Source organism: Pseudomonas sp. ANT_H4 (assembly GCF_008369295.1).
Lineage (GTDB): Bacteria > Pseudomonadota > Gammaproteobacteria > Pseudomonadales > Pseudomonadaceae > Aquipseudomonas.
In genome coordinates this window covers 45,450-58,106 of record NZ_VOBG01000011.1, presented here as the reverse complement: position 1 = coordinate 58,106, position 12,657 = coordinate 45,450, and the positions used below count along the sequence as shown (strand labels likewise).

The following is a 12,657-nucleotide window of genomic DNA, read 5'->3' as shown; positions in this document are numbered from 1 at the left end:
CCTATGGCAGCGTCAATCGGTGCATCTGGCCACCGTTCTCGCGCTGGAACACGGCGGTCTGGCCATCGATGGCTTGCAGGCGCCAGCCGCTGTCGGTCTCACCGGGACGCAGGACGCGTATCTCGGAAAAGGCGGTAGTGCCGGTTGGCAGGATCGACAGGAATCGTTCGCCGCCGCGAAGCTCGGTCCCCATAACCGTGAACGGTAGGCTCGCTGCTTGGGTCGGTTTTGTCGGGTGTATCACACGGGCGCGTACCGATACTGGAGTCGTCTGGTTGGGTTTATCCAGACGACTGGTCAATTGGTCGATGCGTGTTTCCAGGGAGGAAAGGCTGGCTGCTGTCAGACGCTGATCAAGCCCGCTTTCAACGGCGGTCATCCGTTGGGCAAGAGCTTTGCTATCAGCCTCATAATGGGCTTGGGTCAAGGCGACAGGCTGTTTCTGCAATGAGTCGAGGCGCTGGCTCAGCTCAGTCAGACGGGTTTCCAGGGCAACAACCTGGCTGGCCTGAGCGTTGGCTCTGGCCTGGGTGGCCAGACTCGACAGCGAGACGTGGTTGACGATCGTGGCTGCGCTGATGAGGGTCAGCCATGCGATGCTGGCCGCACGTAACAGCATGCTGAGGGAGTCGCCTGGGGTGGATTGAAATCCCCTCATGGCCTGGCCTCCGTTTTCAATGGAGGCCGCGCTATGTCGACAGGGGCGACCGGTCCGGATTGGGGAAGTGCACCACCGGTGGTGGGCTGCACTGCGCGTGTGAAGCAGATCCGGCGTGCGCCGTCGTCGACCTCCAGATCCCAGGCAGGACCGGCCAGCGTGAGCAGGGCATCACGCAATAACAGCGGGCCCAGTCGGTAGTGCGAAGCCGGTAGCGGGAGCGCATTCAGCGCTGCGATATCACTGCTGGAACACAACTGGTAGCCAGAACGGAGCAGGACATGACGCAGGGCGTCCCCAACGGTGGCTGTGCGTGTGCCGGGAACGGTCACGTCGACGACCTGAAGCAGCAGGTCCTGTTGCGCTGATACCGGAGCCAACTCGACCAGGGTGTACCGACCATAACGCACCACTGAGATGAACTCCGGCACCCCGCGCGTGGACGTGCTGGGACCTTTCTCTGCGGGTTCAACCGAAGTGGGTGGAGTCGGAGCGGATGCCGTCGTGCAACTGGCCAGAGCGGCTGTCATCAGCAGGCAGAGTAAGACCCTGCTGGGGTGATTTTGGCTGAATGCTGGCATCGGTCAGTTCTCTGGAGCGTGGAACCGACACCATCGCCTCACAAGGCCGGTGTATCAGCAAACAATAGGATTCGCCGAGTCACCAGATTGATCATGCCTTTGACCTCGCTCGGAAACTCTGCCTTAGGCCAAGGGGGACAGGGGGGGCAGGGGGGGCAGGGGCCGAGTTAGGCCCCGGGGCGGTGAAAAAAGTGACTGACCGGTACTGGCGACCGGAAGTCGGTAGATAATTGCAAGAGCGGCCTCAGCGTTCCGACGGTAGCCGGATCATGGTGGCACTGCGGTCGGCCTCGGACATGATGCTAAGGCGGATTTCGCGGGTGACCACGTAGAATGAATTGAGCTGCCCGTCGATCTTCAGCGCGGCGTTGTTGGCGTACCAGGTCTCGTCGGAAACCTGGCCCCAGTCGCCATGCGCATGACGTTGAAAGAACGGCATTGGATCAAGGCGACCTTCACGCATCAGGCGATCGACGCCCTTGCTGAAGATCAACGCGCCAACCGGAAACAGCAGCTTGGAGTGGCGGCGGTGGTTTCTGGATGAATGTGCCATGGAAGTCTCCTTGTTGAGGACCACAGCACCCTTGGGGTGATGGGCCCCAACAGGTGGATAAACCGACAATCTCGGCCTTCAGGGTGCAACTGCCTCGACGAGTAATTGAATGATCGTGAGACTGCGTTGCTCGTCAGTGATAACCACCAACGCCAATCGTGGCGTCACTTGATAGCGTGAGGGCAATGCCCCCGGACTCAAGAGCAGCACTGGTGGCACGGCGCTCAGACTCATCAAGTTCGCCCCAGTCACCGTGCAAATGGCGATGCAGAAAGCGTTGGGGGGCGATCAGTCCCTTGCTGTCCAGCGACTGCATTCTGTCGCTGAGCTTCAGGGGGCCGCTTGAAAACCTGGGGGCAGAGGAGGGCCGCGCGGAGCGCAGACGTGGAAGGTATCGAAGGTTCATGGTAAAGCTCCTTTGGGATGAAGAAATCGATCGCCTACCTTTGAACAGGCGGTTGCTTCCGATTGTGGATTGAGGCGACACGAGGGCTACCGGGAGACAAACATCACTAGCACAGCCGTCGGCCATCAGGTCTGGGTATTCGTCGATGCGCAGTAGCGGTTGGATGGCGGATACATGAGGCATGGTGATGTCCTTTCGAAGAAGCAGGGACGGCACCAGCCCGCGAGGCCAGTACAGCCCCTTGGGGATTGAAGAACGCTCTGGCAGGAACGATGTGTGAGAACCGCGGACTCTGCCCGGAGTGGGCGCAGTCAGCGTGCGGTCAAGCTTTGAGTTGCCGCAGACCTTCGGCCAGCAACCACAACGCCCGATTGAGGCGCACGTTCTGATCGATGCCTTGCACAGGGCGTGTGCGTTGATGGCGACCGTTGGCGGTCCGACTAGACAGACCTCCTTTGACCAGATTTTCCTGTACTCGGTTAAACACCGACCACAGATCCGTGCGTTGGTCATCGAACCGGCGTGTCGCCAACACCTGGCTTTCAGTGATCGGCAGCACCTTGTCCGGGCTGTCGTACTTGAGCATCAGTGCCGAGCGCGCAAAGACCTCTGCTTCGCCATCGTCGAGCGTGATAGCTCGCATGGCTTCGTGGGAGTCCTGTACCTGGTCGAAGCCACGCAGGACTTCATAGGCGCCCTCGATGACATGTTCCGTCACGTTGCCCTTGTGAGGCACACGGACGTCGCCGACGATGTTGCCGCACACCAGACCGTTTTGGCAGACGAAGCGGAACATGCCAGCCAGCATCTGATAGCTGCTCGTGCCGTCGTGACTATTGAGCAAGATAATTTCATTGGCCTCTTTGCCATTGATCTGGCTCGCATGACGAAGCCGGAGCATGTGCTTGGTGAATTCACGACGGTCTTCGTGACGCACGCGGGTCTGGCACACCATGAAGGGCTCGAACCCTTCATCGCGTAGTTTCGCCAGTACAGCGCAGGTCGGTATGTAGCTGTACCGCTCGGAACGGCTTTCATGCGGGTTTTCCGCGAAGATGGAAGGGGCGATTGCGCGGATCTGGTCATCGGACAGCGGATGATCAGCACGTAGCACTGGGGAACGTGATGCAAAACGAGATGCAAGTTGCATGACAAACTCCTTGAAAATTGAGCAGCCGGCAACGACTGGCATGGAGCCAGGCGAACACGAGTGCATAGGACAAAAGCCCTGCAATGCAGGGGCTGGACGAAAATTGGCAGGGAGAAACCCATCTGCATGTCGGTCGTACCGATGCGGATGGATACGCCATTGGCGTAATAACCCATTCAGGCAATGAAGGAAGGCCGGGGCTTATGTCGGCCCGAAGTCAACCCCACGAGGGTTGAATCGAAGGACCACCCCGGCGTTACGGATTAGAACGACTCGGCCAGTGCTGGTGCTTGCGCATCGGTGGCTTCGTCGACAGGTTCTGCGACAGGCTCGGAGGTTTCCGAGCCGGGTGCTTCCTGGGTGACAGGCGTTTCGGAAGCCGCAGGGGCTTGCGATTCGCTTTCATCGGCCTTGGTCGATTTCGGCTCGGCTTTGTAAACCAAAGCACTGTCGACCTTGATCCAACTGATGAACAACAGACGGGCCTTGAAGCTCACGCCCTGTTCGCCTGCACGTTTACCTTTGGAGTAAGTGAAGGTGTCGGCCCACAGGTCGCTGAGTCGGAACCCGATCATCACTTTCTTCTCAGCCTCGACGGCCTCGATGCAGCGACGAACCAGATGTTGTGCTTCCGAGCCCGAAACGCGCGTATCAAAACGCACGTACGAGACGTCGTCGCTCGGACCATTGAGCGCTGCGATATCGCAGGCCAGGAACGGATCACCTTTCTTTGGCTTCACTTCGCGAACGCGATTGAGATAACCGAGGCCGGTGATGTGAAGATCAAAAAAGGTTTTTTCGGATGAAGTGGTCATGGTGAATCTCCAGACTTGAAGGACAAGAGTGCGGAGACACACCGACCCGGACGGGAGGTGTGTAACCCCCGCGTGGGTTGATGGATCCTGGGATCCGGTACAACTAGATTGGCATCACCATCGAAGACTCGATGGGCGTTCGCATCTGGGATGCCGAGTGCGAACTGGATTGATCAACGCGGACGGAACCGCGCCGTAGTCTTGAAGATCGTGACCACCTGGGCATGTTGCTGACAACGTCAGCGGAACATGGCTGTAACGTGGCACCCGTGCGATGTGCCCGCTACCGGAAATCGGTACTGGCGCGCATCCCCATTGTTCAGTCACCACAAAAACAGGCGATGGACTCTTTGTCGGAATCGAACATGTCGCGCTGGTGGGCGGCGAATCGGGCCAAGTCGGCATAGGTCGGGCCATCGTTGCGAAAGCGCGCGCCGCTGGGTTTGCTGGCAAGATTCAAAGACTCCATACGTATCCACCAGACGGCGGACCCCGGTTTGGCCTTGATCAGTGCCAGCCGCTGTCCCTGTGGCTTGAGAAAGCACAGGTCGCAGTTGCCTTCGAGCGTGCGGCCGTTCACGGTCAGCAATTCCAGATCGAAGGGCTGGGCCTGCCAGAAGGCGGTCACCTCGCGCACGCTCACGCCAGCCTCGGCCAACGGCATGCACATCGTCTCTCTGCTGGACTCTGTGGAATGACCGCGCGTCCTGATCTTCGCCACGCGGCGCTGCTCGTCAGCCCGGATGCCGATGAACTGATCCCAATCGGTCCAGCCCAAACTGCGTACGAACTTGTGCATTGCACGGATTTTCAGGGAGGTGGTGCAGCCCCGAGCTACCGGGTTGGGCAGGTACTGGCGCTTGCGGATTAGCGCCTCGAAGGGTTCGCCTTGCCGGCTGGCGCTTGCGAAATCGACCACCGCGAAGCCGGGCAACGCATCGCGGTATTCGAGCCATTGGATCGGCACCTGCCACCGTATGCTGCACTCGCGCACGAAACGCAGCGTGGCCTCCACTTCCTTGCCGGTGTTGGCGAAGCAGACCACGGTATCGATAGGCCGGCCCGCATTGGCTTGCAACACTCGCCACAGCATGTAGGCGCTGGTGCGACCAGCGCTGAAACTGATACAGGTGGGCTGGTCGATCTTGAACGGGTCGCGCATGTGGGCTGTCTCCAGGCTGGCGTGCCGGCGGGCACCGACGGCAGAGGGCGCTCCTTGTGAAAGGAACGAGAGACAGGCATGCGGTCACATGGCCGCTGTTCAGAAAAAGCCCCCGGATGGAGGCTTTGTGATCAGGTGGTGAGCTAGCCTTTACCTGGCTTGGACGCAACGGCTCGCAGCGAAAGCTGTATCGGCGTGGCCGACAATTCAAGATCGTCTTCACTGTTGAGGATGCGGGTGAAGACAACATCGTGGGGATCAAGAAACTCCCCGAAGTCATCCCCGCCAAGCTCGGTGCGGGCGAGTTCCCACCAGTTATCGAACGGATCGATGTCGGGATCGCAGCCAACGGCGTAGGCCAGCAGTTTTTGCTGCCCATCGGGTGTACGCTCGCCGAACTCGGCCAGGAAATACACCCCATGATCCTTGGCGAGGATGAGGCGGCCCTTGTGAGCGATAGCCTCGGCCAGCACGGGACGCAAATTTGTACCTTTGAATCGCAACATGGTGATCTCCATTGCTTGAGGAAAATGCTTCCCGCCAAGAAGGCAGGAAGCTGGACAGGTAAGGAGTGGCGTTGGCCGACTGATCAGTGCCGAATCGGCTTGCGCCCGTCCGACAGGATTTCCACCTGGATCTGCCGCCAATGCCCGTCGTCGATCAGGTGTTCCAGCGTTTCGCCGAGCATGTCGAAGTACACCTCGTCCACGCGCTGGATGAGTTCATCAGCGTGGCGCAACTCCACGGCGTAATGGTCGCCAGCACGGTCATAGAGCACCGTGACGCGGCCCTGGAATTTCTCCGTGGAGACCGTGAAGCTGATCGCGGGTGGCGTCTCGATGATGTTGTTGGGTAACGGGTCAACCCAGGTGAAATCCCTGGCCTCGGCATCCACCAGGAGGTGGGTGATGCGCCGGAAACCATCGGGAGCGGGCAGTTGCTCCAGTTGATGAACGAGCTCCTGCAACTCCGGGCAACGCAGTTCAGGAGCCGGCAACTTGGCCGGTGCTGATCCGAGAATGTGTGTCTTCACCGTGTAGGGAGTGCCGTCCGAGGCCACTTCTGTGCGCTCTTCGGGCGTATCCGCGCGAAGACCGTCGAAGCGGCGACGGACATAGGGTTGGACTTGTACCTTGATACCTTCGTCGGGCTCCTGGCTCACCTGGTGGCGATCCAGTACGGCGAATTCGGCACGACCGGTCTTGATCACAATGACCTGATCGGTCTTGGCGACAACTTTGCCCTCGAAGGGCTGCGGGTCCATACGGAAGCCGAGCGAGGATTCCTGCGGAAGGTCTTCGTAGATGCGGAACTTGAAGCTGCGAACATTGCGCGGAACATGGGCCGACACCAACGCTGGTATCTGCGTGCGAATGGATGAGTGATCCATGGGGAGACTCCTTTGAGGAAAACAAGGGACTCCTGCCCGCAAGGGAGGGTATCCCTTGGGGGGTGAGTAAATAGATGCTGCGTGCATCAGGGAGTACAGTGACCAGCGCGCAAAGCCGCACCGAAGTCTTGAAGGTCTCGACTACCTGGGATGGTGCCGGCTACGCCAGCAAACCTGTGCGCAGAATGACATCGCCATGCGGCGGCAGGCCCGCGTCAATCGGCAACCGGGGTGCCCCGCATTGGTTGTTTCATCCGGGCAGAAAAAAGCCCCTCGGTTGAGGGGCTAGAAGGTATGTCGTGGCAAGAGTCATTCTTCGTACAACGGCAAGCCGTCGAGTACCGGTGCGTCGGCGTCGAAGATCAGGATGCGGACATCAGCCAGCGCGGCCAGATGAAGAACATTCACCAGCGACTCTGGCATGCCTTTGTCGCATTGTTCCTGCCGCAACTGCTCGGCGGTGATGCCTTCGACGTACTGCAGGTTGGCATCGGTCCAGGGCGTGGCAATCACCTTGACGCCGATCGCCGGGCTGTATGGGATCCGGAAAACGACGAACAGAAAGCCGATCGGCGTGGCGATGTCTGCAAGCTCTGTCAGGTAGCAACCAGCTTCTTCGGTGATGTGCGCCGTGCTGATTTCCCAGCATCGGCTGTAGAAGCCGGTCTCAAAAGTCAGGCGCCGTACAACTTCCCGTGCGTCCTCAGCGGCGTAGGTATCGCCGATGTGGATGGGCTGCCCGGCATCGCTGCCGAGGACGGCGTAGACCACAGAGCGGACGATGCCTTCGGTTTGGCACTGTGCCTCAAGGTCGTCTCCGACCTCCTGGCCCTCCGTGATCAGGACGAAGTCATTGCAGAGAATGCAGGGAAACTGCGCGATTTGATCGTCCAGAAGGTGTGCTTGGCTGGGATGAAGTTGCCGCCATACGGGCGGGCTGTCGTCCTCATAGGTGATGCAGAGAGTACGAACGACATGCAGGTTTTGGTAGCCGCGGATGAAAGGATTGGGAGTCTGAGACATGGTATTTCTCCAGCAGAGGTTAGGCGGAGCCCATCCCCAACTGAGGATCGGGTCCCTGTGGGTGAATAAATGCAGGTGCTTCAGTCGAAGCACTCAGCGTCGGACGTATCAAGCAGAAGCTGCGCAACGCGCGCTCGCAGGATCGCTCGAATATGCAGGTCGGAGATGCCGACAAGCAGGCTCACCGTCTAGCGCTTGAGTAGGCACGATGTTTCATCGATCTGGTTCTGCAGCACGGCCTCGCGCAGTTGTTCGCCGAGATTCAGTGCCTGTGCTGAGTCGTGGGTGGAATATCACCTCGTTGTTGATGAGGCAGCCGTGGCCGCGGTGGATTGAATTCGCGTAAGCCGACACGACGGCAGTTCTGAACGGGTCAGTGCCATGCGTCGAATGAAGAAACGCGGGGTTGCGCGGGAATGAAGAGCATCGGCGCTAGGTGTGGCGCACATCCGCGTAAAACGATGCGAAGCGGACTGGATCGGTCTACGTGGAACCTCCACGTCGCAGCCTGGGGACCGTGGCTGCTGGCATGGTGCTGACCGGAGTTAGCAACAGATGGTGGCAGAATGGCAAAGCGGCTTCATGGCGTCTGCCGACAATGGGCTTTTTGCGCGCCCCTGTTATTGCAAGACCTGTTGCAGGTGTCGTCCGAGCTAGGCCGCAAGGCACGGCCATTGAGTTGCCAATGGCTTTGCAGCGAGGTGCACGCGATACGGCACCAGGGTGTAGTCGTCCGGTATGCCTTAAAAGCGGCGGCACTCCTTGGGCATTAGCCGGCGCCCCCGTCATTGGTACCTGTCCGCTGTGCCGGGGTATTCCCGTAGTAGCAGAAATAGGGTCGTAGTTCGGCACCGGTATGGGGCTTTTGTCATCATTACCGGTGCTGACGCCTAATTTATGGCGACATGCCACTCTCCCTGTTCGGCGGTCAAGTTCATGACTTTGATGCGGCGGCACATGCTGCCGTACCGAAGGGGTTGAAGGTGCATGTGTCCATCTTCTGTTCTGGTTGTGGCGAAGTCACCCGGTTCTGGACAGCCCGCAGGCAGACGGCGTTCAAGATGCGGAGAGGAACAAGGCGCTGGAGGCATTACGCCTCCAGCGGGGGACAGGAAAACCACCTGTGGCTGTCGCAGGGACTTGGCCGTCGTCAACGCCTGTCGCTGGAGCAGATCGCACCCGACCCGTTTCGTGGTTGGGGTCGATATCTTTCGGCGCACATCCGCGCACAAAAGGAGCCCGTTGTTTCACCGGCGGGCACCGGGGGCGAACACCGTCGTCCCCGAAGGGTCTCCTGGCATCTCGCGCACAAGGCGCCAGGAGACCCTTCGGGCCGGACGTAGAGAGTGCCGATCAGCAGGCCGTGTTATCTGGCCGGTCAGGAAAGCACCTTCAATCCTCTCGGCGACGCGAGTCGCAGGAGAGGGACATGCCATTGCAGAAGGCGGGGACATGCTTGGGACGCCCCGCGGGTCGCGGGGCCATGCCTGACAACCGCTGGAAAGTGCGGCTGGGGCAGGACGTGTCTGGCAGGCTTCAGGAAGCCCTGGGAGCGGTCCGCCGCTTGCGCGGAGCGGCTCGCTTGCCACTGGACGATTCGATCGCTACGGTGCCTTTACAGTCGGGATAACGGTTGCACGACCAAAAGGGACCGGTTTTGCCGGTTCGCTGGCGTGTAGCGCCGCCGCACAGAGGGCAGGCAGGGCCTTCCGGGATCCGGATCGCCAGGGTGGTGCCGCTGTATTGCTGGATCAGTTGCGTGATCCAGGCCGACTGTTTCGCAATGAAGGTGTCCAGGGTCAACTGCCCGGATTCGATCATGTCCAGTGCCTGTTCCCAGATAGCGGTCGTGCCCGGGTCGGCAATGGCCGCTGGAACAGCGTCGATCAGCGTGAAAGCCGCTTCGGAGGCGCGGACGGATCGACCTTTTTTGATCAGGAAGCTTCGGCTCAACAAGCCATTGATAATGTTTGCTCGGGTGGCCTCGGTGCCGATGCCCGTGGTTTCCTTCAACTTCTGTTTCAGGCGTGGGTCTGTCACCAGTTTGGCGACACCCTTCATGGCTTTGATCAACTCACCCTGCGTGAACGGCTTGGGCGGCAGTGTTTTCAGCGCTTTCAGATCGACAGAGCCGACTTGGCAATGTGTACCCTCGGATAGCGGCGGCAGGATCTGGCTGCGTTGGGCTGGCTCGTCGTCCGCACCGCCGGGTGTGCCCGGCCCGCTGTTGATTAGCGCCCGGTGCCATCCCAGGACGGCAACCTGCTTACCCGTCGCCTGCAGTGTCTGGCCGCCGGCTGACAAGGTGGCGACTGTTCTGTCGAATTCATGGTGAGGTAGAAACTGCGCCAGGTAATGCGAACGGATGAGCCCATAAACGGCCCGCTCCTTCTCCGACATGGCAGAAAGGTTGGTCGGTTCCAGCGTGGGAATGATGCCATGGTGAGCAGTGACTTTCGCATCGTTCCAGGCGCGTGAGCGTTGGGTGCGGTCGAGTTGGTCGAACAATGGGCGCAGGCCGGGATCGCTGGCAAGCATGGCGTCGAGCACTGTCGGCACCTCGGCCAGCATGCTCTCCGGCAGGTAGCCGGAATCCGAGCGGGGATAGGTGGTCGCCTTGTGCGTCTCGTACAGCGCTTGCGCGATGTCCAGTGTTTCTTGCACGTCGAGACCAAACTGGCGCGAGCAGACTTCCTGCAGCGTGCTGAGGTCGAACGGGAGAGGCGCGACTTCGCGGACCCGCTCGGTTTCCACCGACAGCACCTGAGCCTCACGAGCGCCGCCGATTTTGCTTACTGCCTGCTGAGCGGTTCGTTGGGCCAGGCACCGACCTGCAGTGTCTGTGGTGGCATGGGGCGGCATCCAGTTAGCGGTGAAAGAATTGCCGATGTGCGATAGCTGCACTTCGACGGACCAAAACGGAACAGACACGAACCGGGCGATCTCGCGGTCGCGACCAACCACAAGACGCAGCGTGGGCGTCTGCACACGACCGACTGAGAGGACGTCCTGGTAGCCGGCTTGGCGGCCGAGCACAGTGAATAATCGGCTGAGGTTCATGCCGATCAACCAATCGGCGCGAGAGCGGGCGAGTGCCGAGTAATACAGCGGCAGGGTCTCATTCGAAGGCTTGAGCGCTCCCAGGGCCTTGCGAATGGAGGCGTCATTCAGTGCAGACAGCCACAGCCGTTGAATGGAGCCACGGTAGCCGCATAGCTCGATAATCTCGCGAGCGATCATCTCGCCTTCGCGATCGGCATCGGTGGCAATCACCAGCTCGCTGGCCTGGCCGAGCAACTGTTTGACGACCTTGAATTGCGCGGCAGTAGAGGCCTTGACCTCGCTGCGCCAGCGCTCGGGAAGAATGGGGAGCTGTTCGATCGACCAGCGTTTGTACTGTTCGCCGTAGGCTTCCGGTGGTGCGGCTTCGATCAGGTGACCGATGCACCAGGTCACGACAACTCCTGGTCCGTTGTAGCAGCCAGTTCCGCGCTGTTTCGCACCCAGCACGCGGGCAATGTCTTTGCCTTGCGAAGGCTTCTCGCACAGATACACGCGCATGTAGCCTCCCCGGAGTTGGCGTGGTGTTCATCGAATGAGTACCAGCATGTCCGGGGAGAGCGCGAGAGACAGCAAACAAGGTGGACTCGATAATGACCGGCTTTTTGAACGGGGGGATTAAGGTTGCGACAGTTGAGTCCAGGGTCGTTTAGGAGATCGTCAGAGAAGGGGCTTCGTTTTGGTCGCGCGCGGGGAGTTCAGTGGACGTCTATGGCGCTATACCTTGGGTATAGAGGTGTTTGATAGAGACCGGTGCTTTTCAGGCCGACAGGATCTGGCGCATTGAAGGCGACCATAGACTGCTACAGCCGCCCTCGGATCAGGCATCGGGTTCTTCACGCCACTTCAGATAGTCATCAACCCAAAAGAAGCCGGCGGCGGCCGCATTGCGCTCAAGCGTCAATGCAGTCTCGCCGGGGCGAATCAGCACCTGCAGGTCTTCGGCAGCCCGGTGACGACCGGTGTGCCCGTCGGCTTCATCGAGGTCACCGTCTTCAAATTCGTAATAGGCAGAGCCCTCCAGCTCGTAAGCCTCCCAGGGCTTTGCAGCCCACAGGGTATGAAGCTGGTCAGCGCTCAGATCCTCACGCATCAGGTAGCACAGAGCGTCAGGATGGACCTCTTCGACCTGTACATGGAACAGCGTGGAAAATCGCTGCCGTGCAGCTTCGTCGGCCTCGGTCTGGGCTTTCTCATAAGCATCGATCTCGGCCCAATAAGCGGTTTCGTCGTCATGCTGGCGCTGCGCTGCGACACTTTGTGCTGTGTCAACCCGGTTCTGCGCCTCAATGAGCTTCTGGTCTGCCTCGGCACGCGTCAGGACCTCCGACCAGTCGGGTGCCGGGGAGCCGGTGTCAGCCACAGTAAGAAGCGTGTTCTGGTAGTCGATGAAGTCCATGTTTTCGTCTGGAATCGCACCGACCACGACAGGGTCGTTGCTGACATCTTCGATGGTCGGCGGCAGGCCGCGTTTCTCCCGACCGCTGCCGGCACGGTCGATCAGAAAGCGTTCACGCCAGGGCTCGCCACGCGCGCGCTTCCCTTCACCCTCCAGACTCATGGTGTACTTCATCAGCCACATGTGCGTGTAGCGCTGGCGTTGCTCGCTGTGCTGCAGGGCGAGGTCATGGAGGCGCTGATAAAACGCTTCATCGTGGCCGCAGTCGAGGCTGTCACCCTCGTGGGCAGCCTCGTGCTCGATGAGGGAAAAAATGTAGGCCGCAGTCCTGAGCGGACTGGACTTGAGCCGCTTCACAAGGGTGACGTCGACGGCGATGTAGCTGCTGCCATCGGTCCATGCCTCGGCAATATTGGACTGCCCAAGCAGAATATGCAGCGATTTACCGTCACGGACCTGC

The 12,657-nt window shown here is 60.0% G+C and carries 11 protein-coding genes; all 11 read right to left on the bottom strand.

Going from position 1 to position 12,657, the window contains the following annotated elements; all coding sequences use genetic code 11:
- Position 1: 1 nt before the first annotated feature.
- The 11 genes from FQ182_RS15810 to FQ182_RS15760 all read right to left on the bottom strand — a co-directional run bounded on the left by FQ182_RS15810 (position 2) and on the right by FQ182_RS15760 (position 11,299).
- Complete coding sequence (locus tag FQ182_RS15810) at positions 2 to 658, bottom strand: hypothetical protein (RefSeq protein WP_028622307.1); 657 nt, start codon at positions 656 to 658, stop codon at positions 2 to 4.
- The gene (locus tag FQ182_RS15805; RefSeq protein ID WP_169870711.1) at positions 655 to 1,239 is read right to left on the bottom strand and encodes a hypothetical protein; all 585 of its coding nucleotides are present in this window, start codon (positions 1,237 to 1,239) and stop codon (positions 655 to 657) included. Before FQ182_RS15805 ends, FQ182_RS15810 begins: the two co-directional genes overlap by 4 nt.
- Positions 1,240 to 1,483: 244 nt before the next feature.
- A complete protein-coding gene (locus tag FQ182_RS15800; protein ID WP_092234931.1) occupies positions 1,484 to 1,792 on the bottom strand; it encodes a hypothetical protein in 309 nt (102 codons plus the stop codon).
- Positions 1,793 to 1,925: 133 nt separating this feature from the next.
- Entirely contained in the window at positions 1,926 to 2,198 is a 273-nt protein-coding gene (locus FQ182_RS15795) for a hypothetical protein (protein WP_092234934.1), read from the bottom strand.
- A 322-nt stretch (positions 2,199 to 2,520) separates the two neighbouring features.
- The gene (locus FQ182_RS15790; protein ID WP_092234937.1) at positions 2,521 to 3,348 is read right to left on the bottom strand and encodes a DUF932 domain-containing protein; all 828 of its coding nucleotides are present in this window, start codon (positions 3,346 to 3,348) and stop codon (positions 2,521 to 2,523) included.
- A 263-nt stretch (positions 3,349 to 3,611) separates the two neighbouring features.
- Positions 3,612 to 4,163 (bottom strand): STY4534 family ICE replication protein, encoded by a 552-nt coding sequence (locus FQ182_RS15785; protein WP_092234940.1) that lies wholly within the window; start codon positions 4,161 to 4,163, stop codon positions 3,612 to 3,614.
- A gap of 319 nt (positions 4,164 to 4,482) precedes the next feature.
- Positions 4,483 to 5,325 carry a Nin-like protein gene (locus FQ182_RS15780; RefSeq protein WP_028622303.1) on the bottom strand — a complete coding sequence of 281 codons (843 nt, stop codon included), beginning with the start codon at positions 5,323 to 5,325 and terminating at the stop codon, positions 4,483 to 4,485.
- A gap of 143 nt (positions 5,326 to 5,468) precedes the next feature.
- Complete coding sequence (locus FQ182_RS15775) at positions 5,469 to 5,831, bottom strand: DUF3085 domain-containing protein (protein ID WP_092234943.1); 363 nt, start codon at positions 5,829 to 5,831, stop codon at positions 5,469 to 5,471.
- 83 nt (positions 5,832 to 5,914) lie between these two features.
- Positions 5,915 to 6,715, bottom strand: coding sequence for a GTPase (locus FQ182_RS15770; RefSeq protein ID WP_092234946.1), 801 nt, complete (start codon positions 6,713 to 6,715; stop codon positions 5,915 to 5,917).
- A 309-nt stretch (positions 6,716 to 7,024) separates the two neighbouring features.
- Positions 7,025 to 7,738 (bottom strand): ABC transporter substrate-binding protein, encoded by a 714-nt coding sequence (locus FQ182_RS15765; protein ID WP_092234949.1) that lies wholly within the window; start codon positions 7,736 to 7,738, stop codon positions 7,025 to 7,027.
- 1,536 nt (positions 7,739 to 9,274) lie between these two features.
- The gene (locus tag FQ182_RS15760) at positions 9,275 to 11,299 is read right to left on the bottom strand and encodes a DNA topoisomerase III (protein ID WP_092234951.1); all 2,025 of its coding nucleotides are present in this window, start codon (positions 11,297 to 11,299) and stop codon (positions 9,275 to 9,277) included.
- Between the last annotated feature and the right edge of the window lie 1,358 nt (positions 11,300 to 12,657).